Genomic DNA, 26,150 nt, shown 5'->3' on the forward strand with positions numbered 1-26,150 from the left:
CAACTTCTTCAGTTTACGAATTAGATTCCGTATTGAGCTCGGTACGCTTTTACTGACTCAAGATGTGCTGCGTCTGTGCCTTTCTCTTCAAGAAAAGTCACTAAATCAGTCAGGCTAACGATTGAGATAATCGCACAACCGAAGTCACGCTCTACTTCTTGAATCGCAGACAACTCACCTTTGCCCTTCTCTTGACGGTCGATAGCAACAAGCACACCCGCTAAATCAGCGCCGTTTGCTTGGATGATTTCCATCGACTCACGAATCGCAGTACCAGCAGTGATCACGTCATCAACTAACATGATGCGACCTTCAAGTTCGCTACCCACTAGGTTGCCACCTTCACCGTGGTTTTTCGCTTCTTTACGGTTGAAGCAGTAAGGCGTGTCCACATCATGGTGATCCGCTAGTGCAACCGCTGTTGTTGTTGCGATTGGGATGCCTTTGTATGCAGGGCCAAATAGTACATCGAACTCAATACCTGAATCTGCCAATGCTGCTGCGTAGAAGCGACCTAAACGTGCTAGGTCACGACCTGTATTAAACAATCCAGCATTGAAGAAGTAAGGGCTCTTACGGCCAGACTTTAAAGTAAACTCACCAAACTTAAGTACTTCTTTCTCTAGTGCAAATTCAATAAATTCACGTTGATATGCTTTCATGTTTTTCCTCTACGTTTATTCAATAAAACTTAACTTACGCTCTGCACTACCCTTTCGAGTTTTACAGACAAAAAAATAGCCCCCAAATTGGGAGCTATTAAAAACTATTCTGCTAACGCCGACTTCTGCGCTTCGACGATATCGGTAATGCCCTTATTCGCCAGAGCTAAAAGCTGCATCAGCTCTTCGTGGCTGAACGGTTCGCCTTCTGCGGTGCCTTGAATCTCAATCATCTTACCGTCTTCCGTCATTACAACGTTCATGTCGGTATCGGCTGCTGAGTCTTCAACGTACTCAAGGTCACACAGTGCTTGTGCACCAACGATGCCCACTGAAACTGCCGCTACGTGGCCTTTCATTGGGTTCTTTTTCAGTTTACCGCTTGCTAGTAAGCTGTTGATAGCATCAGCCATTGCAACGCTTGCACCTGAAATAGAAGCAGTACGAGTACCACCGTCTGCTTGGATAACATCACAATCGACAGTGATCATGATTTCACCCATTACTTTCAGGTCAACAACAGCACGTAGGCTACGCGCGATCAGACGTTGGATTTCCATCGTACGACCACCTTGCTTACCGCTCGCCGCTTCACGACGGTTACGAGTGTGCGTCGCACGTGGAAGCATGCCGTATTCAGCCGTTACCCAACCCTTTCCTTGGCCTTTCAACCAACGCGGTACGTTTTCTTCTACCGTCGCATTACATAGAACTTTAGTGTTGCCGAACTCAACTAATACCGAACCTTCAGCATAAGCAGTGTAGTTACGAGTAATTTTAATTGGACGAATTTGATCTACAGCGCGGTCATTTGGACGCATTGGTATCTACCTTATTAACAGTCTGAAGTGATTTACTATCGAAAGAGTGCATCACCTAAGAAAGGGGTGAGACAGTTTTGATTGGGGCAAGATTATATAGCAGTTTATCTTTCAAATCTATTTACCATTCAAAGTGGCCTACTACTTAAGGCGACTTACGACTCAAAGATACTTACCGTGAAGGCTATTTATAACGGAAAATCGACAAGCTTCGGGAGCACACCATATCGTGATACTATGCGTGCGCGTTATTTTCAGAATGATAAAAGACAGGAAAATTCGATGATTTATAGTATGACCGCGTACGCGCGCAAAGAAGTAAAAGGCGATTGGGGTACAGCAGTATGGGAAATCCGTAGTGTAAACCAACGCTACCTAGAAACTTACTTCCGTATGCCTGAACAGTTCCGTGGTTTAGAGCCAATCCTACGCGAGCGTTTCCGTAAGCGTCTAGCTCGCGGCAAGGTTGAATGTAACCTACGTTTTGAAGCAAACCCAGCAGCGAAAGGCGAGCTAAGCATTAACGAAGGTTTGGCTCAGCAAGTAATCAATGCTGCTAACCAAGTAATGACGATGACAGGTGAAGACAGCCGTTTGAACCCATTCCAAATCATGAACTGGCCTGGCGTAATGGAAACGCCAGAGCAAGACATGGATGCCATCAACAAAGACCTACTTGAAGCATTCAACGATGCCATCGCAGAATTCATTGACGCTCGTGCTCGTGAAGGCGAAAACATGAAAGCGCTCATCGTTCAACGTTTAGATGCAATCACTGAAGAAGTCGTTAAAGTTCGTGCACGCATGCCTGAGATCTTAGAGTGGCAACGTGAGCGTCTTCTTACCAAGTTTGAAGATGCGAAAATTGAACTTGAAGGTTCTCGCGTTGAGCAAGAGCTTATCCTACTGGCTCAGAAGTCAGACGTAGCAGAAGAGCTAGACCGTTTAGACTCTCATGTGAAAGAAGCAAATGTAGTACTGAAGAAAGGTGGCGCTTGTGGCCGTAAGCTTGACTTCATGATGCAAGAGTTCAACCGTGAGTCAAACACGCTAGCATCTAAGTCTATCAGCACAGACATCACAGCATCGGGCGTTGAGCTTAAAGTTCTTATCGAACAGATGCGTGAGCAGATCCAGAACATTGAATAATAGTTCGTCAGTAACACACTGTGGATAGCCACTAGCTGAATCAGTGTTGATTAGATCAAGATAAGCTCCTAGTTTTAGGGGCTTTTTTTATGGATACAATAATGACAATCAGGATGACTAAGTGAGCAGATTATCACGCAGGAGATGTACTTAGCACAAAAGATAGATACAGCGATAGATAGAACAGAGCAGGTGTGCAAAAGGATTTTTAATATTTAGAGGAGGTATTGCAAGTGGAGAAGAGTGTTACTGTAAAACTGAGGGAAAACTGGTTTTAGAGAGAAAGTGACGCAAGTTGCTAATGCAACCTGCGTCGACTTAAAATCTTATAGAGCTACAACGTTTGCAGCTTGAAGACCTTTTTGGCCTTGCTCTACTTCGAAAGACACTTGTTGGCCTTCTTTAAGAGTCTTGAAACCTTCAGAAGCGATTGCACGGAAGTGTACGAATACGTCAGCGCCGCCGTTGTCTTGAGTTAGGAAACCGAAGCCTTTCTCTTCGTTAAACCATTTTACTACGCCGTTTGTTTTGTTAGACATGATGTGTCCCTTATATAAAAATAAAAAATTAATCGCCAAAAGTGCGATGCGCTGAAAGCTTGAATTATTTAATGTATCTATGAAGCCAAGGGAAACACTGAGAATAACAATGAAGCAATACTAAGGGTTTTACTTTACAACTGGATGTTTCATTTAATAACCCTGAAAACAGAGCAAGCACATTCTTGGTGATCCTGACCAGGTTGTAAAGCGTTATTTGAATAAAATGACTATTTTTTGTTCAATTAACTTCTATTCAGCCCCACAACATCACTGAACTTCATTTACAAAGCTATGATCTGAAGAAATTTACTCTTCCGCGGTTTGGTTCGGACAACACACACACGGCCAGTAATAATGTTCTACTAGAATCAAGAGTACGACAAAAGCAAAAACAAACGCCGCAACAGCACTCTCCACGTAACTAAACTACCAGTATCTTCACACCAAGTTCTCGTAAAGCATCAAGCACCTTAGGGTCAGCGCCGTCATCTGTAATCAATGTGTCAACCTGAGAAGCGGTAGCGAGTAACTTCCCACCATGCTTACCTACTTTGCTGCTATCTATCAGAGCCACAATACGATCACCATACTCCAGCAGCTTTTTCTCTGCCATATAGACCAATAGATCAGAGGTATGCACACCAGCTGTCGTAACACCCGTACCCGTAAAGAAGACAAAACGACTTTTATGGTCATCTGCTGCTTCTTCATCTGGAGAAATAGTGATCTGACGTTCGGGTAGATATTGGCCACCAAGTATGATGATACTTTGATGATCTTGACTAATCAGCTGATAAGCCAATGGCATAAAATTCGTCACAACTTGCACATCACGATGCGCTAAATGCTCTCCCATCAAAAAAGTCGTATTGCTACCACTCACAATAATACTGTCGTGTTCTTCACACATATCTGCCGCAGCTTTAGCAATTCGCTTTTTCGCTACATAGCTTTCTATATCTGTTTCGCAGGGGATAAAGCTGCTTGGTGCATGAGTTGCGGCTAGGGACGAGTCAAAATTGATTACCTCTGCCCCATTACGGATTTTTTTCAGCCTCCCTTCTTCCGCCAACTTTGTAATGTCCCGACGAGCTGTAGATAAAGAGATATCTAACATCTTCACATAGTCATTTGTCGTTATAAACGTATGACTCGTTAGATGATCTAACAAGCTTCTATGACGCTGAGCTTCATTCATTGTTCATACCATTAAGTTCTTTTGAATTATTTTGACGCATTATGAACTTTTGAGCAATTAGATTCTCAAAATGAACTCTTTTGAATTAACTTGACTCGAAATGTGTGATCGGAACCATTATTTTGTTCACAATAAATCAAAAATGACTTTACGTGACCGCATTTGACCATTTATAGTCGATTTGCGTCATAATAAGTCACTGGAGAGTAAAATGAAATACCAAGCAGTAATGATTGATTTAGATGGAACACTGTTAAGTGATGCTGAGCAGATCTGCGTGACTAACAAACAAGCGATTTGTCTTGCCGTTAATAATGGATATCAGGTGAGCTTGGCGAGTGGTAGACCGCACCAGCTGATGATGCCATATGTTGACCAGCTTCAATTATCGCTACCAATCATCTGCTGCAATGGTGCCTATATTTATGACCCTAAAACACAACGTGTTCAACATCAGCACACAATTAGTCATGAATCACTAACGGGCCTGTTGAGCTTACTGAATGATGGACATTTCGCCTTCACCATCTATTCAAGTAAAGGCATCTTTGCTCAAAAAGAATCAACTCATACAAAGGGTTTAGAAAAAAAGGCTGAGGTTATTAATGCCGCAATGGAGCTGCAGATTATCCCAACGCTGACCGAACTCATCGCTCGCAGTGGCGATGTATACAAAGTATTAGTGTCTAGCCAAGACAAAGAATCTCTAAACCAGTTACGAGATTCCTTAAAAACGCACTTCCAAGCTGACTTATCAACACCGAATAAATTGGACATTACGTCTAAAGCAGCCACCAAAGGTCACGCTCTTCAACAGTGGCTAAATGACCAAAGAATTTCATCTCATAACACCATTGCTTTTGGGGATGGGGACAACGATGCCTCTATGTTCCGACTTGTCGGAGAACCTGTCGCAATGGCTAATGCCAGCCCTGCTTTAAAAGGCATGGCTAATCTAATTGTTACCAATAACAACGGCTGTGGAATTGGCCAGTACCTTCGCTTGATAGTGCAAGAAGGCCAACACACATGCCAAAACACTTTTAGTTACTAAGGATAAATCATGAAAAAAGTAAAAATTGCCGCAGGATTAGCACACGTAGATTACGGCCACATTGCAGACGTAGTGAAAGAAGTATCTGATGCTGGTGCCGATTACATCCACTGTGATGCAGCAGATATGCATGACCTGAAAAACCTGCAATTGATGGGAGGGCATCAAATTGTTGAAGGCATTCGTCCTTACACTGAAAAGCCAATTGAAGTTCACGCTTACTTCAAAGATTGCGACAAATTATTTATCGATAAAATCGCAGCTGCTGGTGCAGACATGCTGATTCTACCAGCTGAGCATTTTATCGGTGCTCCTCTGTGTTACATCATTAAGTACTGTCAAAACCACGGAATGAAATTTGGTTTAACCGTTGGTGCATTAACGCCAGTGTCATTTGTTAAAGAATCTATCTACTACCTAGACCGTTTACACATTGTTATTCACGGCATTACTGATGGCGATGATGAATGGTTATGGCGCAAATCTGCGATTGCAATGATCCGCGAAGCACGTGAACTCATCAACGAACGCAACCCTAACTGTGAGCTATGTGTAGATGGCGGTATCCGTAACCACAACATCGAAGAACTGCTTAATGAAGATATTGATGTGATGGTTGCATCGACAAATATCTTTGGCCACAAAGACGGCATCACAGCAGGCGTTCGTGACTTCCGCGCTGCAATCGACCAACTGGAAGATAAAGCAGCGGCAGACACAAAAGAAGTCGAAACCGTTTAAGTAATTGCCTAGCGCAGTTTCTATCGAATCGATGCGCCACAGCAATCTAGAAATAACGGTGCTAAACCTACCCCCCTCTATGCTCGGGTTTGGCACCACTACCAAGGATTAAACCATGACACAGTTTCAACACTATCAACCGACCAAGCTAACCTTTGGTGCGGGTGAGATTCAGAAAATAGGTCAGCTTATCGCTCAATATGGCACACGTTGCCTAGTAGTATCCGAACCTATTTTTGATGCAGTAAAGCCAGCCTATGACCGCATTTTTACTTTGCTTTCAGAGCAAGGAATTGAAGTGACTCATTTTGATGGTGTCGTACCGAATCCGCCTACAACCGTCGTTGAACTTGGCCGCCAAGTGGCCATCGGAAATAACTGTGATGTGGTTTTGGCCATTGGTGGTGGTTCATCGATTGATACAGCAAAAATCATTTCGGCAACGATCAATGCAGAGTCTCTAGATTGGGCCCATTGGTTTGCCACTTATGATTCACCGTTTGGGGACGTCAACCCACTACCCGCGAAAGTCGTACCTTTGATCGCTGTACCTACAACATCGGGAACTGGCTCTCAAGTGACGCAAGCGGCAGTGATTACCGACCTTGAGCAACATGCAAAGCTAACACTGTTTCACCCTGAATTTTTCCCTTGTGAAGCGTTAATCGATCCAGAGCTCATGCTGACACTGCCTCCACGTATGACAGCTATGACAGGATTTGATGCTTTTTCACATGCGTTTGAATCATTTACGGGTACTCGACCATCTCCATTTGTTGATGGTATGGCGTTAGAAGCAATGAAGCTTGTCATTGATCACCTACCGAGTGTTGTCGACAACGGCGCAGATTTACATGGCCGTTGCCAACTCGCGAAAGCAGACACACTTGGCGGGATCTCGCTAGCTAATGGCGGTGCGGGGGCACCACACCCTTTAGGCGAAATCTTAGGTAGTAGCAAAACAAACCTACCACATGGGTTAACACTCGCAGTGGTTTATCCAGCTTATGTACAACTTCAATGGCGCAAGCAACCTGAGAGATTTGCTCAAGTGGCTGAGTTATTTGGTGCTGTGGGAAGTACCGAAGAAAAAGCTCAATCATTAGCGGCTGCTCTTGTGAAATTCCTTGAACGTATCGGTCTTGAATCGAACTTAACTCAAGTAGGTGTCACCAAAGAAGATGTTCAAAAGTTGGAGCCGGCTTTTTGCTTTGATCTACCACTAACCAGTGGTGAAGAAATGAAAAAAGTATTGCAGGCCAGTTTGGTTGAATAAGCGACAGTCACAAATTCACGTTTGTCATAATTAAAGAAAATGGAGATTGAAACATGGAATGCAAGAACAACACTTTAGGTCATACAGCTTTGAAATTGGAAAGAGAGGAATTCATTGCCAGTAACCTAAAAGCGTTGGTCTTTGACTTCGATGGCCTTCTCGTCGATACCGAAACCTGTATGTTCAAAGCCTGGGAAGCTTTGTTAAAACCATATGGCGTTGAAGTTTCGCCACTCCAGGTTGCTGGCCTAGTTGGGAGCTCAGCGCCAGCAACCTACCTTTATCAACTATTCAACAAAGCGTCGAATCAAAAGCTGTCCGATTCACAAATTCGCGATCGAGTGATCGCTCATGCCTACCAATTAATTGCTTCAATAACAGAACGAGAAGGTGTCCGTCAGTATCTAGACTTTGCTAAATCACACTCATTGAGCATTGCACTGGCCACCAGCTCAGAGGCTGAACATTACATGCCAATTCTGAATCGTTTGAACCTTACACACTATTTCGACTGTTTTATCGGAGCAGAAGACATTGCCTCAGATAGACGGAAACCACATCCCGATGTGTATTCAGCGGCATTAGAACAACTCGGTGTATCTGCCCATCAAGCCATCGCTTTCGAAGATTCCCCTCCTGGAATTATGGCGGCTCGATCGGCAGGAATACCAACAGTTGCGGTAACCAATTTGCTCACTCGTCACCTCGATGTCTCGCTAGCCAACGTGGTGCTGAGTTCGATGAATGATCAAACGCTACTGCAATTGATAAACCAACTTACCGAGAATGAACGATGAATAAATTAGAACAACTGAAAAAGCACACCACTGTCGTTGCCGACACAGGTGATATTGATGCTATTGCTGCATTTCAACCTGAAGACGCCACAACTAACCCATCTCTAGTACTAAAAGCCGCAGAAATGCCGCAATACGATCACTTAATCGCCGATGCGATCACTTGGGCAAAAGCACAAAGCAACGACAAATCACAACAGTTGATCGACGCTGGAGACAAACTGGCGGTCAACATTGGTTTAGAAATTCTAAAAACGGTACCGGGGCGCATCTCAACAGAAGTCGACGCTCGTATGTCATTCGACAGAGTCGCAAGCTTGGCAAAAGCTCGTAAGCTTATCGGCATGTATAACGAAGCTGGCATCAGTAACGACCGAATCCTAATTAAGTTAGCGTCAACTTGGGAAGGCATTCGAGCAGCTCAAGAGCTAGAGAAAGAAGGCATCAACTGCAACCTAACGCTGCTGTTCAACTTTGCACAAGCCAAAGCCTGTGCAGAAGCCGGTGTTTTCTTAATCTCACCTTTTGTCGGTCGTATCCTAGATTGGTACAAAACCAATACCGATAAAAAAGAGTACCTTCCTCATGAAGATCCTGGTGTCGTTTCAGTATCTGAAATTTACAACTACTACAAAGATCATGGCTACAACACGGTTGTGATGGGCGCGAGCTTCCGCAATGCCGATGAAGTCCTAGCATTAGCGGGCTGTGACCGTTTGACCATAGGCCCTGCAATTTTAGACCAACTTGCAGCACAAGAAGGCTCTGTTGAGCGCCTACTCTTTGCCGACCGTGACACCATCAAAGAGACACCAACAGCTATGACTGAAGCACAGTTCCGCTGGGAGATGAACCAAGACCCGATGGCAACAGAAAAGCTAGCCGAAGGCATCCGTAACTTTGCAGTCGATCAAGGCAAGTTAGAAACCATGATCGAAGCACGCCTGTAGGAGAAGCATAATGATTACACGAACTAAATTAGCCGACGCTATTCGCGTTCTAAGCATGGACGCTGTACAAAAAGCAGGCTCGGGCCACCCCGGAGCACCGATGGGCATGGCCGATATCGCTGAAGTTCTATGGCGTGATTTTCTAAAACACAATCCGAGCAACCCTAACTGGGCCGACCGCGACCGTTTTATCTTGTCGAATGGCCATGGCTCAATGCTTATCTATAGCTTGTTACACCTATCTGGTTACGAGCTATCAATGGATGACATCAAATCTTTCCGTCAATTACACAGTAAAACCGCAGGTCACCCTGAATACGGTTACGCTCCAGGTATTGAAACCACTACCGGCCCATTAGGACAAGGCATCACCAACGGTGTCGGCATGGCTTTGGCTGAAAAGGTGCTGGCTGAACAGTTCAACCGTGAAGGCCACGATATTGTTGATCACCACACCTACGTGTTCATGGGCGACGGCTGCATGATGGAAGGTATTTCTCATGAAGCATGTTCACTTGCCGGTACGCTTGGACTAGGGAAACTGGTCGCTTTTTGGGATGACAATGGCATTTCGATTGATGGCGAAGTCGACGGCTGGTTCTCTGATGACACACCAAAACGTTTTGAAGCCTACGGTTGGCATGTTATTGCTGATGTTGATGGTCATAACGCTGATGATATTCACAAAGCAATTACTGAAGCTAAAGCCGTAACAGATAAACCAACCTTAATTTGCTGCAAAACCGTGATTGGTTTTGGCTCACCAAACAAGTCAGCCAGTCATGACTGTCATGGTGCTCCGTTAGGTGCTGATGAAGTCGCATTGGTTCGACTCAACCTCGGCTGGGACCATCCTGAATTTGAAATTCCTCAAGATGTATACCAAGCATGGGATGGGAAAGAGAAAGGACAAAGCAATGAAGATGACTGGCAAACACGTTTCAATGCTTATCAAGAGACGCACCCAGAATTAGCCGCTGAGTTTTTGCGTCGTAGCCAGAACCTATTACCTGAAAATTGGGATCAGCACACTCAAGATCTAATCCAGACTTTGCAAGCGAATCCACAAACCATCGCGACTCGCAAAGCATCACAAAATACTATTGAAGCATTCGGACCATTACTGCCAGAGTTTTTGGGAGGTTCTGCCGATTTAACCCCTTCAAACTTAACTAACTGGTCAGGCTCAAAAGCAATTACCGCTCAAGATGCGTCAGGAAACTACTTGAGTTACGGCGTTCGTGAATTTGCGATGTCTGCAATGATGAATGGCGTGGCGTTGCATGGTGGCTTTATCCCATACGGCGGTACGTTCTTGATGTTCATGGAGTACGCTCGTAACGCGCTTCGTATGGCAGCACTAATGAAGCAACGCAGTATCTTCGTTTATACCCATGACTCTATCGGTTTGGGGGAAGATGGTCCGACACACCAACCGGTTGAACAAATCGCATCGCTTCGACTTACCCCAAACATGAGCACTTGGCGTCCTTGCGACCAAGTAGAAACCGCGGTGGCTTGGAAGTCTGCTATCGAACGTTTTGATGGCCCAACGTCATTGATTTTCTCTCGCCAGAACCTTGTTCAATTCGAACGTGATCAAGACACGCTGTCCAATGTAGCGAAAGGTGGATACATCCTTTCTGACTGTGACGGTGAACCACAGCTGATTCTAATCGCTACGGGCTCTGAAGTGGCACTTGCCATGGAAGCAAAAGCACAACTCAGCCATGTTCGCTGCCGCGTAGTTTCAATGCCGGCCACCGATATTTTTGACGCACAAAGCGCGGAATACAAGGAACAGGTTTTACCAAGCCATGTTACAGCACGAGTTGCCATCGAAGCTGGTATCCGTGACTACTGGTTCAAGTATGTCGGGCTACACGGCGACATTGTGGGAATGACAAGCTTTGGTGAATCAGCACCAGCAGAACAACTCTTCGAAATGTTTGGATTTACGGTTGAAAACATCGTTGAAAAATCCCTAGCGGTTCTGGAGAAGTAATATGAGCATGGCACAACGCTTTATTGAAAACCAAAGCCAAGACTGCCTGCGAACTAAGGCTGCAAAAGTAGCCTTAGAGCAAGTCCTAAAAACGCTAACACCTTCTAGCGTGATTGGTATCGGCACTGGTGCAACAGTTGAAGTCTTCATTCAACTATTGAAAGAAAGTGGCGCTGAGTTTGCTCATTGCGTATCCAGTTCGGTTCGCTCAAGTCGAGCTTTATCCTCTGCAGGCCTGAATGAGATATCCATATCTGAATGTGGCCGTGTTGATTTCTACATTGATGGCATTGATGAAGGTCTTACAACCGGCATGACCGTGAAAGGTGGTGGTGCAGCACTGGCTCGTGAAAAAGTACTCGCGACGCTTGCTCTAAGCTTCATCACCATCGCAGATAGCGGTCGATTGGTCACTCAACTCGGAAAGTTCCCACTCCCTGTAGAGGTTTTACCTGCCGCACAAACCGCTGTGTTTAATGCCTTACAAAGCCTTGGTGGACACCCGACGTTGCGCCAAGACTGCACCACTGATAACGGCAATATCATTCTCGATGTTGCTCATTTGGACATCGCTGAACCAAAGCGATTAGAACTCCAAATTAACGCTATTCCTGGCGTCGTCGAGAACGGTATTTTCGCGCAAAGAACGGCCGATTTCATGGCTTTTTCGAATGCAGAAGGTACGTATTTATTATCAAAGCAACACGTTCAATAACTGGGATTTATAATCAAAATGAGACCTCGCTTGCAAGTCTATTTACAAGCATGTCAGTAAGGATAATTTAGGAATAAAACATGACGGAAAGCAATTTTTCAGCTCAAACACTGCGCTATTTTGATTCAAATATTGAAACGTTTACGCGTGATCTATCTGAGCTAATTGCTATTCCGTCTGTACGAGATATCAGCAGCTGTTCACCCAATGCTCCTTTTGGTTTACCGATTAGAAACGCATTCGACTTTCTAATTAACTGGGCGAAACGAGAAGGGTTTGAAGTTCGTGACCATGATGGTTATGCCTTGGACATCAGCCATGGTGAAGGATCACAAGAAATAGGTATATTGCATCACGTGGATGTAGTTGAAGCTGGTGATTTAAACGCATGGCTGACACCTGCATTTGAGATGCACCAACACGGTGATGACTTATTAGGGCGAGGCGTTACCGACAACAAAGGCCCACTTATGGCCAGCCTATATATCCTCAAGATGTTTAAAGCGCTTGATGTAACACTCGACAAAAAAATAAGAGTGATCATCGGTGGCGCAGAAGAGACAACTTGGGAATGTGTAGAGCATTATTTTAATCATAATCCTCAACCGGATTATGGTTTCTCTCCAGATGGCGACTTCCCAATCGTTAATGGAGAAAAAGGCATCCTATATGCGTCATTACAACGAGAATTCCCAACTCACAATGGCCTAGGAACTTGTCAGATCGTAAGCATTGAAAGTGAGCGTGACAGAACATCCACCTGCTATCAATTATCGATTTATCTGACAGGAGAAAAAGCGGCTGAAGTAGCAGCAATATTTGAAACTTCAGCAACGGTCACTCTTGCCAATGTGGCACAAAGTGACAACCACCAACAAAAGGAGTTGTACTGCGTTGAGTTGTCAACGCCGTGGGAGAAATCTCGCAACCCGCATAAGGTCGATAACTGTATGGATCAGTTTGTTCGTCACATGCGACATGTTGAAGGGTTAGACACTAACTCTCGAAATTTAATTGATTTACTAGACGCGTGTTTTAGTGATTCCAATGATGCTTCGAAATTAGGGCTAGCACACCAAGATAATGAAATGGGGTCGACTACATGCTGTGTCTCCTCCATCAATTTGAATCAACATGGCTACAACTTGGATTTTGATTTTCGGTTTCCTAAAGGACTGACTATCGATCAAGCTCGTACCCAACTCCAGTATGTATCCCAACAATACGGAGTGAGATTGATTGAACACCAGTACTTACCTCTATCTTACCTCTCACCCGAAAGTGAACTTATCCAAGCAATGGGAAAAGCTTATTCCGAAGTTACCAAAATGGACGCTCAGTGCTTTAGTAAAGGTGCGGCTTCTTACGCGCGCGCGCTAAACAATGGTGTGGCATTCGGACCTACTTTTCCTGGTGATGTGACTCGTGTCCATGAGCCTAATGAAAGGCTCAGCCTCGAGTCATTAAAAAGAGCAATAACAATATACGTGAAAGTTCTCATATCACTTTAGGAGTAAATTATGAGAGATAAGGTTCAAGCACTTGCTGGAGGTATGATGGTATCCATCATCGTACTGGTTATCGCAGGTATATTTATTGGTGTAGGCGCTGGTGTTGTAAACCAAATGTCTGCTACCGACTCTGTTATTTGGGCATTCTTTAAGCTGATGTTAGATCTTGGCTTGATGGTCATGCGCAACCTACCGCCTTTCTTTGCGATTGGTCTAGCGTTCGCGCTGGCGAAATCTGAAAAAGGTTGGGCAGCCTTCACTGGCTTTACCATGTTCATGTGTTTCAATGTCGCTATCGGGTCGATCGCTGCATTTCACGGATGGACTCAAGAAACCACAAGCGTTGCGTCATTAATGAATGATGCTGGCTACGACAAAGTAGCAGCGCAAAACTTCAACTCTTTATGGGGTGAGTCTTTAGGTATCTTCGCTTACAACATGGGGATCTTTAGCGGTATTCTTGTTGGTTGTATTACGGCTTGGATCCACAACCGTTACTACAAATTCGAAATGCCTGCACTCTTGAGCTTCTTCTCTGGCCCTCGTGCCGTAGTGATTTTCGCTTACTTCGCTATCATGCCTATCGCGCTGTTTGTTTACTACGCTTGGCCGCCGATCGCAGGGGCACTGCAGTCCATCACTACCTTGATTACTAGCTCAGGTATTTTTGGCTCTTTCCTATTTGGCGTATTTGACAAAGGCTTATTGCCATTTGGCTTACATCACCTTATCGCCTTCCCTATTGAATACACTCGTGTTGGTGGCGTAATGGAGATTGATGGTGTTGTTTACGAAGGTGTTCGTAACATCATGAATGGCCAAATGAGTTCACCAGAGGCAACGAGCTACATTACACATAACTTTACCAGCGGTCGTATTCCAATCCAAATTGGTGGCCTAACGGGTGCTGCTTATGCAATGTACGTAACAGCAAAAACAGCCAATCGAAAGAAGGTAGCCGCTATCATGGTGCCTGCGGTATTTACGGCTGCTGTTATCGGTATTACCGAGCCACTGGAATATACCTTCCTATTCGTCCAACCATTCCTATTCTTTGCAGTGCATGTTCCGCTAAATGGTCTTGCTTATGTGATCACCGAAATGATGGGTGTTTCAATTCACGGTAATCAGCTGCTATTTATGGTGCCTAACCTACTACAACCTGAAAAGGTTCATGCTTGGGCTCTATTGTGGATTATCCCACTATACTTCGCGATTTACTTCTACACATTCAAGTTCTTCATCCTGAAGTTTGATTCAAAAACCCCAGGTCGCGAAGAAGAAGATGGTGATATCGCCCTGTATTCAAAAGAAGACTTTAAAAAGAAAAAGGAGCAGACCTCAAAAGGACTGCCTGTTGAAATCATTGAAGCGCTTGGCGGTGCAGACAACATCGAGAACGTAACAAACTGTGCGACTCGACTGCGTGTTTCGCTGCATGACGAATCACTAACGGCAAGCGATAAAGTTTGGAAACAACAGCTCAACGCAATTGGCGTCGTCAGAATGAATAAAGGCATTCAAGTGATATATGGAGCCAACGTTATTACGATTGCCTCTGGTATCAAAGAAGCCCTTGGTGTCGACTCTTAGCTAAGCGTAACTTCCGTAACCCTACTGTTACGAATCTATAGAAACCAATAACTGACAATTCCTCCTGTGACTACAAGTCACAGGAAGGGATTCGTGCACCTGAAATATGGGAAATATAAAAATGAAAGCAATGACAAAACATGCAGTTACTTTACTTGCTCTTTGTGTTTCTGGCGTCCTACACGCAAACGAAAATACAACATCAAGCTGGTCTGAGCGCAACCCGATCGTCTTCTGGGGAGATAGAGCCAATGAGGACTGGAGCTATGTCGATGGTCTAGACGAAAGTCAAAAAAGCTTTTCAGAAAAACTCAAACGCTTGGATATTGATGACAGTGGTGACTGGAAAGTCTCATTTAGCGGTAATGTAAAAGCCGCAGTCGATAACCGTTGGAATCACATGTACGACGGAGAAAACCGCAAGAAAAATGAACTGCGTACTCGCATGCAATTCTCCACCGATGTGACTTACCAAGACTGGATGCGTGTATTTGGTGAAATTCGAACCAACTACACTAACCTCGATAGTCCGGGTCCAGTTGACGATGCCGGTACTGACTTCCACCAGTTGTTTACCGAATTCAAATTACTCGATGACGGTGAGCAATACCTAAGTACCCGCCTTGGTCGCCAAGAAATATACTTAAATGAATGGCAAATGATGAACCGTGAACCAACGCCAGTTCAATCAAGTTGGAATGCAGCCAGCGCAAAATACAGCGTAGCAGGCATCAATTTTGACGCATACTACGGCGAGGAAGTATTCCCTCTCTACAAAGATGGCAGCTTCGGTGGTAACTGGGATGATAAAACCAATGGCAAAAAATCGACCGGCTTATTCGCTAATTGGAGAACTGACTTCGGGGCAATGCAAGCCTACATAATGAGTAATAAACTCACCAATGAAAGCTTTGTTAATGCACCTGACGGTGACGTCGACATTCAAGTTTTAGGCTTACATGCACATGATTTTGTGAGTGAAGGATTTGGTTACATGCTCGATGGTGTTTACCAATTTGGCGATCATGCAGGTAAAGATATCTCAGCCTACATGGCTTATGCCGATTTGAACTACAACTGGAAAGCAGACTGGAACTATCGCTTAGGTCTGAACCTACATTACGCATCAGGTTCAGATAAAGACAGCGACAAAGTGAACACGTTTAACCCTTTGTGGACAGGTGACCCACTGGGTTTCGCGCATGATGGCGCTTACGGTAACGCAATGCAGGTCGGTTCTTACACTGTGATTGAGTATCAGCCGAAACAATCCATCATCGCTGGCTTTATGTCGACATGGCGTGCCAACACAGATGATGCAATCTACACACTCAACCAAGATGTATTATTTGGTGCAGAGTCTGACGAAAAATACGCTTACACCCAGTTCTATCTGCAATTCCATAATTACATCACAGGCAACTTAAAGTCTGAGTTAAATATGTACTACGCATTAGATAGCGACTACATACGTGACGTAGTCGGCAGTAGCAGTGATGACATTTCCCGTGTTGAAATCGCACTGATCTATAACTTCTAACACTGCTTATCAGGTTAGTATGTTACTAAATGAATTCGCCCAGCAGTGCTGGGCGAATTTTTTAGATCATCATATTTCAGTTAATTGAATTACTCATCCGGCTGCTTGGTTCGAAGATCCACATATGGCCAGTAATGATGCCCGACTCGAATCAAAAGTGTTGCTGCTGCTAAGATAAACGCAGCAACAGACAACCAAACAATGAGCACTGCATCCAACTCTTTCATGCCCAGAGTAATGTAACGAGCAATCGCCATCATCGCGATGTAAATCGGATATCGAACAGGGATCTTACCGTTCATCACAAACTGCTGAACCATCGCCAACACTTCTAAATAGATAAACATCAGTAGAATATCGGTCAATTGCACTCGACGTTCAGCAAAAACATGCATGAACTCTTCGACCATCGCAAACAAGGTCGCGAGCGTGATCGCCACCAGCAATACCGCTTCCATAATGTGAAATACTTTTAAAAACGGCTTACTAAAAGATTTAGGTAAGTGAGAAGGCATAGTCACTCTTCAAAAAATAATTAATCCAGTCTCTACATTAGCATGCGCTCTAGAGAAGCGACGAATACAAAAATGGCCCCACATTCACTGCAGAGCCATTTGTTTGTCTTTTACTTAACGACTTCTAGTGACTAATTAGCCTTACAACAGAATCAGGTACGTTAAGAACACCACACATAGCCCGTAGATCAATGGGTGCACTTCTTTGCGCTTACCTGCAACAACCATTGTGAATGCGTAGCTGATGAAACCCATCGCCATACCGTTCGCTGGTGAGAAGCTCAGTACAGTGAACATGATGGTGAAGAAAGCTGCAATACGTGACTCTTTCTTTTCCCAGTTAATCTGACCAAGACGACCCACCATGTAGATGCCTACCACAACCATCGCAGGCGCGACCATTGCCGCTGAGAAAATAGAGAAGATTGGGTATAGGAATAGAGACACTAGGAATAGGCCAGCCACCATGACTGCCGCTAAACCTGTTTTCGCACCTTGAGAAGAGGCAATACCCGATTCAGAGAAAGCAGTAATCGATGTGGTACCTAGAATTGAACCAATCACAGTACCGCCCGCATCAGCCACTAGCGCCGATTTTGCATTCGGCACTTTACCGTCTTTGTCGATGATACCTGCATCACGGCCAACACCCACAATCGTGCTCAATCCATCGAAGAAATCGACAATCAAGAAGATAAGTACGATGAACAACAAATCGAACATTTTCTCAGGCGTAAAAGCTGAGAAGTCAAAGATAGCGCCAAAACTGCCTGCCATACTTGGTGGCATTGAAACGAATTGGTCAGGGATTGGAGCGTTTGATGTGCCCATGAATACATCAGCAAGAATGGTCAGTACGATAGCTGAAACAAACGAGATAAACGTGGCCAACTTAATATCACGAACCATACAGCCCAATGCGATGAAGATGCTCACATAAGCGATGATCACTTTTGGATCGGAAATGTCACCTAAACCAACCAGTACGAACGGGTTAGAAACGATGATACCCGCATTCTTAAGGCCTAAGAAAGCAATGAACAAGCCGAGAGACACAGTAATCGCCAGCTTCAAATCTTCAGGAATCGATTCAATCATCGACTTACGGATATTAGTCAATGAGAAGGCAAGATAAAGAATACCCGATAGGAAGATGCCAAATAATGCTTCATTCCAAAGTACCGCCACTGAACCACTTAACAATAAACCTTTGAAGAAGCCATTCATGCTCATGCCAGGTGCTAGCATGACTGGATAGTTACCCCAAATGCCCATGATAAGCGTTGCAATAGCAGCAGAAAGAGCGGTCGCCGTAAAGACTGCCCCTTTGTCCATTCCCGGAATGCCACCCAAAATTGCTGGATTAACCGCCAAGATATAACTCATCGCTAAGAAGGTAATAAAACCTGCGTATAGCTCAGTGCTGATCGTGGTCTTTCTCTCTGAGAGTTTGAACATGGTGTCAAGTGAGCCAGATGTCTTCTGGGCTTTCAGGGTGGAGTCGGTATTCACAACAAAACCTATGTATTAAATTAAGAAATTTGAGATTCAAATGCTGTGAGAATAGAGGGATCTCTACACTAAAAACTGTAGTCACCAAGGTAGGCTCGGTAGTAGAAACATTTGATCCATTTCATCAAACATATACAGCATTTAATCGTTTGCGCGGATTGTAAGGGTTGAGATTAAAACTTCAACAAATTTTGTTCAGATCACATAAAAAACTGAACATGATCAGTCATTACATTTATAGGAAGATCAGACAAAGGATCATTTGAGAATAAATAACGATCAAGCCAGTTGTTCTCAATCATCTAAATATGCTACTCTTCGCCTCCATTTTTCTGACCTAATTTTCACCAGTTGTCTCTATTAGTTTTACTTGTTATCCCTTTTTAGATGCAACCATCGGAACAAAAATTAGAGTCAGTGCTATCTTTTATAGTGTCGGTTTATCGCCCTCACTCAATCCAACCAACAGTGGAAATATACAGATGGGCAAAGGTACTCTTTACATCGTATCTGCACCTAGTGGCGCAGGTAAGTCGAGCTTGATCTCAGCAATGCTAGAAACCAATCCAACCTACGCAATGAAGGTATCTGTTTCACACACCACTCGCGGTATGCGCCCTGGTGAAGAAAATGGTGTTCACTACCACTTCGTAGAGAAGCATCATTTTGAAGACCTTATTAATAAAGGTGAATTCCTAGAGTACGCTGAAGTTTTCGGCAACTACTACGGTACTTCACGCGTTTGGATTGAAGAAAACCTAGACCGCGGTATCGATGTATTCCTAGATATCGACTGGCAAGGTGCTCGTCAAATCCGTGAACAAATGCCTCAAGCGAAGAGTGTCTTCATTCTTCCACCATCAAATGGTGAGCTAGAGCGTCGTTTAAATGTTCGCGGCCAAGACAGCGACGAAGTTATTGCAAAACGCATGAGCGAAGCAAAATCAGAAATTTCTCACTATGCAGAATACGATTATGTGATCGTGAATGATGACTTTGATGCAGCCCTAATGGACTTCAGAGCTATCATTCGTGCGGAGCGCTTAAAAGAAGATAAGCAAGCAGCGAAATACAGCGGCATGCTTACTGCTTTATTGGCGGAATAATCTAGATCCCCTAGATTTTCCATTGAGATAAGTATACGGTGAACTAGAAAGTCTCTAGTTAAACTTGTATACTTTCTCGTCATCAAAAATTTATTAGTTAATTACTATTTGGAGTCCTCATGGCACGCGTAACTGTTCAAGACGCTGTTGAAAAAGTTGGCAACCGTTTCGACCTAGTTCTTATTGCGGCTCGCCGCGCACGTCAAATGCAAACTGGCGGCAAAGATTCACTAGTGCCTGAAGAAAACGATAAGCCAACGGTTATCGCTCTTCGCGAAATCGAAGAAGGTCTTATCACTAAAGACGTACTAGATGCTCGTGAGCGTCAAGAGCAACAAGAGCAAGAAGCGGCTGAGCTTGCAGCAGTAAGCAGCATCGCTCACACTCGCTGATAGAATCAACGTCATTCGAACTAATTAACCTTCCGGGCCTTTAATTTGTATCTATTCGATAGCCTCAAAGACGTTGCCCAAGAATACCTAACAGAGCCTCAAGTTGAGGCTCTGCGTCAATCTTATGTGGTAGCGAGAGACGCCCATGAAGGGCAAACCCGTTCAACGGGTGAACCATACATTATTCACCCTGTAGCTGTTTCAAGAATCCTGGCAGAAATGCGTCTGGATATAGAAACTCTGCAAGCAGCCCTACTCCACGATGTAATTGAAGACACTGAAGTTACAAAAGAGGAACTAGAAGCTCAATTCGGCAATACCGTTGCTGAACTGGTTGATGGTGTATCTAAGCTGGATAAGCTTAAATTTCGTGATCGCAAAGAAGCGCAAGCAGAGAACTTCCGTAAGATGGTTCTCGCGATGGTGCAAGACATCCGCGTTATCTTGATCAAATTAGCTGACCGTACTCACAACATGCGTACGCTTGGGGCACTTCGTCCTGATAAGAAGCGTCGTATTGCTCGTGAAACCCTAGAGATTTATTCTCCGCTAGCTCATCGTCTTGGTATTCATAACATCAAGACAGAACTAGAAGAACTGGGCTTCGAAGCCCTTTATCCTAACCGTTATCGCGTCCTGAAAAACGTAGTGAAAGCTGCGCGTGGTAACCGTAAGGAGATGATCCAACGTATCCATAGCGAAATCGAAGGCCGCCTTGAAGAAGTCGGTTTACCTGCTCGCGTACTTGGTCGTGAAAAGAACCTGTTCTCCATCTATAACAAGATGAAAACCAAAGAGCAGCGCTTCCACACCATTATGGACATCTACGCTTTCCGCGTGGTGGTTGATACACCAGATACTTGCTATCGCGTACTTGGTCAGGCCCACAGCCTGTACAAGCCTCGTCCTGGCCGCATGAAAGACTACATTGCAGTACCGAAAGCCAACGGCTACCAATCTCTGCACACGTCAATGATCGGCCCTCACGGGGTGCCAGTTGAGGTCCAGATCCGAACTGAAGATATGGAGCAGATGGCAGATAAAGGTGTCGCGGCGCACTGGTCTTACAAAGGCAATGGCTCACGCAGTAGCAACGGGACAACCGCACAGGTTAAAGCACAACGTTGGATGCAGAGCTTACTTGAGCTGCAACAAAGCGCAGGTAACTCATTCGAATTCATTGAAAATGTTAAATCTGATCTGTTCCCAGATGAGATCTTCGTATTCACGCCGAAAGGTCGCATTGTCGAACTTCCAGCAGGCGCAACAGCAGTCGATTTTGCTTACGCGGTACATACCGACGTCGGCAACATGTGTGTCGGTGCTCGTGTAGACATGAACCCTTACCCACTCAGCAAATCGCTGAAGAATGGCCAAACTATTGAGATCATCAGTGCTCCGGGCGCACGTCCGAACGCAGCATGGCTCAACTATGTAGTGACCTCACGTGCGCGTACGAAGATCCGTCAGGTTCTGAAAACGATGCGTCGTGAAGAGTCGATTACCCTTGGCCGTCGCCTACTGAACCATGCACTTGGTGAACACTCTATTGCCGATGTCGGTCAAGAGAATATCGAACATGTATTGTCTGATCTACGTCTCGATAACATTGAGGACTTGCTAGCATCGATTGGTCTTGGTGAGCTGATGAGTATCGTTATTGCTCGTCGTTTATTGGGCGATGCTGATGAACTAACTGAAGTGGTAAACAACAGCGATACGTCTAGGAAGAAATTACCTATCCGTGGTGCTGAAGGCCTATTACTGACGTTCGCCAACTGTTGTCACCCGATTCCAGATGATCACATTATTGCTCATGTATCTCCAGGTCGTGGTCTTGTGGTGCACCGTGAAACGTGTCCAAACGTTCGTGGTTACCAGAAAGAACCGGATAAATACATGGCGGTTGAATGGTCTGACGATTACAACCAAGAGTTCACAGCAGAACTTCAGGTCGAATTGCAGAACCATCAAGGTGCGCTGGCTGAGCTAACTAACGTTATCTCGAAAACAGGCTCGAACATTCACGGTATCTCAACCGAAGAACGTGACGGACGCTTGTACACAGTGACTATCTTGTTGACCACGAAAGATCGTGTTCATTTAGCGAGCATTATGAAGAAGCTACGTGTGATGCCACACGCGCTCAAAGTAAGACGTCGTAAGAACTAACGTTCGAACTTATTGGCAACTTTGCTAAGAATTGAAATCCCCTTAATGCTTTATCGTTTAAGGGGATTTTTTATAACTGAATCCTCGAATTTATCTGACTCCATTCCTGCCTGTACAAAAATCCAGTAAAATGCTTGAATAGATTATCTCTCTTACGTTTATGAGCCTTGTTATGTCACAGCTTTTATCTGCTATCCCTCTCAACTCTTTATCTGGAGTCGGCGCAAAAGTCGCAGAGAAACTGGAAAAGGTTGGGCTTAACAATGTACAAGACCTGCTATTTCATCTGCCTTTGCGCTATGAAGATAGAACTCGTATCTATCCCATCGTAAAGCTGCATGCCGGACTGTGGGCTGCTGTGCAAGGCAAGGTGATGCATGTTGATACCATTTTCGGTAAACGTAAGATGCTCGCAGTAAAGATCAGCGATGGTAACGGCACGATTACTCTGCGCTTTTTCAACTTTACTGCAGGAATGAAGAATAACTTTGCCGAAGGCAAACAAGTGCATGCTTATGGTGAGATCAAGCGCGGCAATATGGGGCTTGAGATTGTTCACCCTGACTACAAATTCTTTGCTCCTAGGCAACAACCAGACGTTGAAGCCAACCTGACTCCAGTGTATCCAACCACTGAAGGGCTAAGACAAGTCACGCTGCGTAACCTCACTGACCAAGCCTTAGAGCTGATCGACAAGGCCGCGGTTAACGAGCTTCTCCCATCAGGTTTATACGACCACCAAATTACCCTCGCACAAGCACTGCATACCATTCACAGACCACCTCCGGGAATTGACCTAGAGCTGTTTGATGAAGGCAAGCACCCTGCGCAACTGCGCCTAATTATGGAAGAGTTACTGGCTCAAAACCTGTCTATGTTGTCTGTTCGTAGCAAAGGGCAGCAAGACAAGGCAATGCCTTTTCCTCCAGTAAACACTCTTAAAGATAAGCTACTGGCTCAGCTGCCGTTTTCACCAACCAATGCCCAAGCACGAGTGACCAAAGAGATCGAAGCTGACTTGGAAAAGCCGCACCCTATGATGCGTTTAGTGCAAGGTGATGTGGGCTCTGGTAAAACCTTAGTCGCTGCACTCGCGGCGGTTCGCGCACTCGAACACGGTCAACAAGTAGCACTGATGGCACCAACTGAACTACTCGCAGAACAACACGCGATTAACTTTGCCAACTGGTTTGAGGCAATGGGTATTCAAGTTGGATGGCTAGCAGGTAAGCTCAAAGGTAAGGCTCGTGAAACTGAACTAACACGTATTGCCAGCGGCGAAGCACAAATGGTGGTGGGAACTCATGCGCTATTTCAAGAGCATGTCGAATTCAAAAACCTTGGCTTAGTGATCATCGATGAGCAGCACCGATTTGGTGTCCACCAGCGATTAGAGCTGCGTGAAAAAGGCGCGAAGCAAGGTTATTACCCTCACCAACTGGTGATGACCGCGACCCCAATCCCACGAACGTTAGCAATGACGGCCTATGCCGATCTTGAAACTTCTATTATTGATGAGTTACCACCGGGGCGAACCCCAATTCAAACCGTCGCGATTCCTGATACCAAGCGCGATGACATTGTTGAACGTGTGAAAAATGCGTGTCTCAATGAAGGCAAACAAGCTTACTGGGTGTGTACGTTGATTGATGAATCAGAAGTACTGGAAGCTCAAGCTGCAGCGGATACGGCAGAAGAGCTGCAACGCAAACTGCCCGACGTAAAAATTGGTTTGGTTCATGGCCGAATGAAACCCGCAGAGAAACAAGCGGTGATGCAGGAATTCAAAGAGAATAAACTGCACCTGTTGGTTGCTACAACCGTGATTGAAGTAGGTGTAGATGTACCGAATTCGAGCTTAATGATCATCGAGAACCCAGAGCGTCTTGGTCTAGCGCAACTGCACCAACTGCGTGGCCGTGTTGGCCGAGGTTCGGTCGCAAGCCATTGTGTACTGTTGTACCACTCCCCACTATCTAAAACCGCTCAGAAGCGCTTAGGGGTACTTCGTGAAAGTAACGATGGCTTTGTTATTGCTCAGCGTGATTTAGAGATTCGTGGCCCCGGTGAACTACTTGGTACCAAACAAACAGGCTTGGCTGATTTCAAAATTGCCGACTTAGTCCGTGACCAACGTTTGATACCTGAAGTGCAGCGTATCGCGCGTCATATTCACGATAGCTACCCAGACAACGCCAAGGCGATCATCAACCGCTGGCTGGGTGAACGCGATGTGTATTCTAAGGCGTAATTCGCCCTCATATCTTGCTTAAAACGTAAAAAGGCTTCTACAAGGAAGCCTTTTTCGTGCGTATAGCCTAAGGTTTCACAGGGAAACTGATCTGCGCCTTCAAGCCACCTTCACTGCGGTTATTCACCACCACTGCACCTTGGTGTTGGCTGACAATACGTTTCACGATCGCCAAGCCTAAACCTGTCCCTTCACTACCACGAGCCGTGTCACCACGAGTAAACGGTTCAAACAGCTTCCCGATCTGGTCTTGTGGAATACCCGGACCATTATCTTCTACCGTTACCCAAGCCAGTTTGTTATCTGCTGTCATGCCAGTCGATACTTTGACCCAGCCATTACCGTAGCGCAGCGCATTTACCACCAAATTACTCACCGCACGCTTCATCGCGATCGGGTTACCCAACGCAGGTTTCATGGTTTCTGGAATATCGGTTTCAATCTGAACCTCATAGCCTCCTTCAGAGCTAGAGACCTCGCGCGCAATATCATCGACAAATACCGCCTGGAATGAGTCTCGGTCAACAGGCTTTAGGTAATCCATAAACTGACTGATGATCTCATTACACTCTTCAGTATCACTGATGATCCCTTCCGCTAGATAACTGTCTTCTGGCGACATCATCTCAGTCGCCAAGCGAATACGCGTGAGTGGTGTACGCAGATCATGGCTGATACCCGCCATCAGCAGGGCTCTATCTTCTTCGAGTTCTTGAATGCCTTTCGACATCTGATTAAAGGCTCGAGTTACCGAGCGAATCTCTTGCGCCCCTTGCACTGGAAGTGGCGGTGGAATATCACCACGCCCAACACCTTGCGCGGCTTTCTCTAGGGCTATCAACGGCCGATTTTGCAAGCGGATAAACAGCCACCCACCAGCAACAATCAACAACGCCATGATCAGGCTGTTACGAAATAGAGGCGCAAAGTCTTCTTCTTGCAGTTCAGACAGGGGAATACGAATCAAGGAGTTAGGCAACTGCGCAATGTCCATCCACAACACGTAACTTTCTTTGCCCAAAACCAATCGCACTTCGGTCTCAGAGCCGAGCTCTTTGGTCATCTCCTCACTCATCAGGTCAATCGCGACCGCATGATAGTACTCGCCCGACGCTTCACTGTCCTTGGCATGAACCGTAACCCCGAGCTGCTCAAGTACACGCTGACGCAGTGGCGCATCAATCTCGATATCACTGCCTTGGTCCAATACTAAGTTTAGTTCGTGAGCCAAAATCTTATTAAACTGCTGTAAACTCGGCATCAATGCATAATTGAACACCGCGTAATACGAAAAAATTTGGCTGGCAACCAACAGGGTTAAGAAGAGCACTATCGACTGAGTAAAGGAGCTACGTATGCGCATAGGAGACCTAAAGTGAGGGATGATAAAGGGATATAGTGGGAACTATAGCTGTAATACCAATCACAGTAAGTAAATGATCATAAATAGCGCCGGAAAAAAGCTTGAGAACAAGGCAGCAATTTTTGATAAGTAGTTATTCTACAATCAAAATTTCTAACGAAGTTATCGAGCGTTTTAACAAGCTAGGATGAGCAGTTATTTACTACGATTGGTATCTCTCATTGTGCTGAATACAAAACGGGCCATCGCATATTAATGAGATGACCCGTAAATAAAGAATTCTGA

The 26,150-nt window shown here is 45.1% G+C and carries 22 protein-coding genes and 1 riboswitch; of the genes, 15 read left to right on the forward strand and 7 right to left on the reverse strand.

All coding sequences use genetic code 11. The annotated features are described in order from the left end of the window. Positions 1–20 precede the first annotated feature (20 nt). Both pyrE and rph read right to left on the reverse strand, forming a co-directional pair. A complete protein-coding gene (pyrE, locus tag AB4180_RS06280; RefSeq protein ID WP_004735727.1) occupies positions 21–662 on the reverse strand; it encodes an orotate phosphoribosyltransferase in 642 nt (213 codons plus the stop codon). Between the two features lie 104 nt (positions 663–766). Next, a complete protein-coding gene (gene rph / locus AB4180_RS06285) occupies positions 767–1,483 on the reverse strand; it encodes a ribonuclease PH (RefSeq protein WP_017097394.1) in 717 nt (238 codons plus the stop codon). A 282-nt stretch (positions 1,484–1,765) separates the two neighbouring features. Between rph and AB4180_RS06290 the strand changes: the two genes are divergently transcribed. Further along, positions 1,766–2,632, forward strand: coding sequence for a YicC/YloC family endoribonuclease (locus AB4180_RS06290; RefSeq protein ID WP_009847984.1), 867 nt, complete (start codon positions 1,766–1,768; stop codon positions 2,630–2,632). 326 nt (positions 2,633–2,958) lie between these two features. Here AB4180_RS06290 and AB4180_RS06295 read toward each other — a convergent pair whose 3' ends face one another. Then, the gene (locus AB4180_RS06295) at positions 2,959–3,171 is read right to left on the reverse strand and encodes a cold-shock protein (protein ID WP_004735656.1); all 213 of its coding nucleotides are present in this window, start codon (positions 3,169–3,171) and stop codon (positions 2,959–2,961) included. Between the two features lie 424 nt (positions 3,172–3,595). Next, positions 3,596–4,372 (reverse strand): HTH-type transcriptional regulator UlaR, encoded by a 777-nt coding sequence (gene ulaR / locus AB4180_RS06300; protein ID WP_102249002.1) that lies wholly within the window; start codon positions 4,370–4,372, stop codon positions 3,596–3,598. Positions 4,373–4,583: 211 nt separating this feature from the next. On the opposite strand from ulaR, the gene AB4180_RS06305 reads away from it, so the two are divergent. The 10 genes from AB4180_RS06305 to AB4180_RS06350 all read left to right on the forward strand — a co-directional run bounded on the left by AB4180_RS06305 (position 4,584) and on the right by AB4180_RS06350 (position 16,554). After that, the gene (locus AB4180_RS06305) at positions 4,584–5,426 is read left to right on the forward strand and encodes a Cof-type HAD-IIB family hydrolase (RefSeq protein WP_009847986.1); all 843 of its coding nucleotides are present in this window, start codon (positions 4,584–4,586) and stop codon (positions 5,424–5,426) included. 9 nt (positions 5,427–5,435) lie between these two features. Continuing rightward, a complete protein-coding gene (locus AB4180_RS06310; protein ID WP_012603032.1) occupies positions 5,436–6,167 on the forward strand; it encodes a ribulose-phosphate 3-epimerase in 732 nt (243 codons plus the stop codon). A 115-nt stretch (positions 6,168–6,282) separates the two neighbouring features. Next, on the forward strand, positions 6,283–7,443 hold the full coding sequence (locus tag AB4180_RS06315) for an iron-containing alcohol dehydrogenase (RefSeq protein WP_102249003.1): 1,161 nt from the start codon (positions 6,283–6,285) through the stop codon (positions 7,441–7,443). A 53-nt stretch (positions 7,444–7,496) separates the two neighbouring features. Next, positions 7,497–8,240: an HAD family phosphatase gene (locus tag AB4180_RS06320; protein ID WP_102249004.1), complete on the forward strand. Its 744-nt coding sequence runs from the start codon at positions 7,497–7,499 to the stop codon at positions 8,238–8,240. Further along, on the forward strand, positions 8,237–9,190 hold the full coding sequence (tal, locus tag AB4180_RS06325) for a transaldolase (RefSeq protein WP_017099278.1): 954 nt from the start codon (positions 8,237–8,239) through the stop codon (positions 9,188–9,190). The genes AB4180_RS06320 and tal overlap by 4 nt, the downstream gene beginning before the upstream one ends. 10 nt (positions 9,191–9,200) lie before the next feature. Then, entirely contained in the window at positions 9,201–11,195 is a 1,995-nt protein-coding gene (gene tkt / locus AB4180_RS06330) for a transketolase (RefSeq protein WP_102249005.1), read from the forward strand. A gap of 1 nt (position 11,196) precedes the next feature. Continuing rightward, positions 11,197–11,910, forward strand: coding sequence for a ribose-5-phosphate isomerase RpiA (gene rpiA / locus AB4180_RS06335; protein WP_032555301.1), 714 nt, complete (start codon positions 11,197–11,199; stop codon positions 11,908–11,910). 80 nt (positions 11,911–11,990) lie between these two features. Further along, entirely contained in the window at positions 11,991–13,421 is a 1,431-nt protein-coding gene (locus tag AB4180_RS06340) for a Sapep family Mn(2+)-dependent dipeptidase (RefSeq protein WP_102249006.1), read from the forward strand. Between the two features lie 9 nt (positions 13,422–13,430). Next, the gene (locus tag AB4180_RS06345; protein ID WP_017099274.1) at positions 13,431–15,014 is read left to right on the forward strand and encodes a PTS transporter subunit EIIC; all 1,584 of its coding nucleotides are present in this window, start codon (positions 13,431–13,433) and stop codon (positions 15,012–15,014) included. 121 nt (positions 15,015–15,135) lie between these two features. Continuing rightward, positions 15,136–16,554 (forward strand): alginate export family protein, encoded by a 1,419-nt coding sequence (locus tag AB4180_RS06350; RefSeq protein WP_102249007.1) that lies wholly within the window; start codon positions 15,136–15,138, stop codon positions 16,552–16,554. 89 nt (positions 16,555–16,643) lie between these two features. Here AB4180_RS06350 and AB4180_RS06355 read toward each other — a convergent pair whose 3' ends face one another. Both AB4180_RS06355 and AB4180_RS06360 read right to left on the reverse strand, forming a co-directional pair. Beyond that, a complete protein-coding gene (locus AB4180_RS06355) occupies positions 16,644–17,069 on the reverse strand; it encodes a phosphate-starvation-inducible protein PsiE (RefSeq protein WP_009848000.1) in 426 nt (141 codons plus the stop codon). A gap of 141 nt (positions 17,070–17,210) precedes the next feature. Further along, positions 17,211–18,581, reverse strand: a complete 1,371-nt coding sequence (locus AB4180_RS06360; RefSeq protein WP_009848001.1) for an NCS2 family permease — start codon at positions 18,579–18,581, stop codon at positions 17,211–17,213. A 58-nt stretch (positions 18,582–18,639) separates the two neighbouring features. Beyond that, positions 18,640–18,739, reverse strand: a riboswitch (purine riboswitch). A gap of 324 nt (positions 18,740–19,063) precedes the next feature. Between AB4180_RS06360 and gmk the strand changes: the two genes are divergently transcribed. From gmk to recG, 4 genes are all read left to right on the forward strand, one after another. Beyond that, positions 19,064–19,687: a guanylate kinase gene (gene gmk / locus AB4180_RS06365; protein ID WP_009848002.1), complete on the forward strand. Its 624-nt coding sequence runs from the start codon at positions 19,064–19,066 to the stop codon at positions 19,685–19,687. Positions 19,688–19,806: 119 nt separating this feature from the next. Beyond that, positions 19,807–20,079, forward strand: coding sequence for a DNA-directed RNA polymerase subunit omega (rpoZ, locus tag AB4180_RS06370; protein ID WP_009848003.1), 273 nt, complete (start codon positions 19,807–19,809; stop codon positions 20,077–20,079). A 45-nt stretch (positions 20,080–20,124) separates the two neighbouring features. Beyond that, positions 20,125–22,251, forward strand: a complete 2,127-nt coding sequence (gene spoT / locus AB4180_RS06375) for a bifunctional GTP diphosphokinase/guanosine-3',5'-bis pyrophosphate 3'-pyrophosphohydrolase (protein WP_102249008.1) — start codon at positions 20,125–20,127, stop codon at positions 22,249–22,251. Between the two features lie 172 nt (positions 22,252–22,423). Further along, positions 22,424–24,502 (forward strand): ATP-dependent DNA helicase RecG, encoded by a 2,079-nt coding sequence (gene recG / locus AB4180_RS06380; protein WP_102249009.1) that lies wholly within the window; start codon positions 22,424–22,426, stop codon positions 24,500–24,502. Positions 24,503–24,569: 67 nt separating this feature from the next. Here recG and envZ read toward each other — a convergent pair whose 3' ends face one another. Beyond that, positions 24,570–25,865, reverse strand: a complete 1,296-nt coding sequence (gene envZ / locus AB4180_RS06385; protein WP_012603020.1) for a two-component system sensor histidine kinase EnvZ — start codon at positions 25,863–25,865, stop codon at positions 24,570–24,572. Between the last annotated feature and the right edge of the window lie 285 nt (positions 25,866–26,150).

Source organism: Vibrio sp. 10N.286.49.C3, from assembly GCF_041469545.1.
Taxonomy (GTDB): Bacteria; Pseudomonadota; Gammaproteobacteria; order Enterobacterales; family Vibrionaceae; genus Vibrio; species Vibrio tasmaniensis_A.

Bases quoted from the DNA above. Each gene is read 5' to 3' on its own strand.
- AB4180_RS06355 (WP_009848000.1), bottom strand. From the start codon at position 17,069: ATGCCTTCTCACTTACCTAAATCTTTTAGTAAGCCGTTTTTAAAAGTA.
- pyrE (WP_004735727.1), bottom strand. From the start codon at position 662: ATGAAAGCATATCAACGTGAATTTATTGAATTTGCACTAGAGAAAGAA.
- AB4180_RS06310 (WP_012603032.1), top strand. From the start codon at position 5,436: ATGAAAAAAGTAAAAATTGCCGCAGGATTAGCACACGTAGATTACGGC.
- AB4180_RS06295 (WP_004735656.1), bottom strand. From the start codon at position 3,171: ATGTCTAACAAAACAAACGGCGTAGTAAAATGGTTTAACGAAGAGAAA.
- AB4180_RS06320 (WP_102249004.1), top strand. From the start codon at position 7,497: ATGGAATGCAAGAACAACACTTTAGGTCATACAGCTTTGAAATTGGAA.
- AB4180_RS06350 (WP_102249007.1), top strand. From the start codon at position 15,136: ATGAAAGCAATGACAAAACATGCAGTTACTTTACTTGCTCTTTGTGTT.
- ulaR (WP_102249002.1), bottom strand. From the start codon at position 4,372: ATGAATGAAGCTCAGCGTCATAGAAGCTTGTTAGATCATCTAACGAGT.
- recG (WP_102249009.1), top strand. From the start codon at position 22,424: ATGTCACAGCTTTTATCTGCTATCCCTCTCAACTCTTTATCTGGAGTC.
- AB4180_RS06315 (WP_102249003.1), top strand. From the start codon at position 6,283: ATGACACAGTTTCAACACTATCAACCGACCAAGCTAACCTTTGGTGCG.
- tal (WP_017099278.1), top strand. From the start codon at position 8,237: ATGAATAAATTAGAACAACTGAAAAAGCACACCACTGTCGTTGCCGAC.
- envZ (WP_012603020.1), bottom strand. From the start codon at position 25,865: ATGCGCATACGTAGCTCCTTTACTCAGTCGATAGTGCTCTTCTTAACC.
- tkt (WP_102249005.1), top strand. From the start codon at position 9,201: ATGATTACACGAACTAAATTAGCCGACGCTATTCGCGTTCTAAGCATG.
- rph (WP_017097394.1), bottom strand. From the start codon at position 1,483: ATGCGTCCAAATGACCGCGCTGTAGATCAAATTCGTCCAATTAAAATT.
- rpiA (WP_032555301.1), top strand. From the start codon at position 11,197: ATGAGCATGGCACAACGCTTTATTGAAAACCAAAGCCAAGACTGCCTG.
- rpoZ (WP_009848003.1), top strand. From the start codon at position 19,807: ATGGCACGCGTAACTGTTCAAGACGCTGTTGAAAAAGTTGGCAACCGT.
- AB4180_RS06290 (WP_009847984.1), top strand. From the start codon at position 1,766: ATGATTTATAGTATGACCGCGTACGCGCGCAAAGAAGTAAAAGGCGAT.
- AB4180_RS06340 (WP_102249006.1), top strand. From the start codon at position 11,991: ATGACGGAAAGCAATTTTTCAGCTCAAACACTGCGCTATTTTGATTCA.
- gmk (WP_009848002.1), top strand. From the start codon at position 19,064: ATGGGCAAAGGTACTCTTTACATCGTATCTGCACCTAGTGGCGCAGGT.
- AB4180_RS06345 (WP_017099274.1), top strand. From the start codon at position 13,431: ATGAGAGATAAGGTTCAAGCACTTGCTGGAGGTATGATGGTATCCATC.
- AB4180_RS06305 (WP_009847986.1), top strand. From the start codon at position 4,584: ATGAAATACCAAGCAGTAATGATTGATTTAGATGGAACACTGTTAAGT.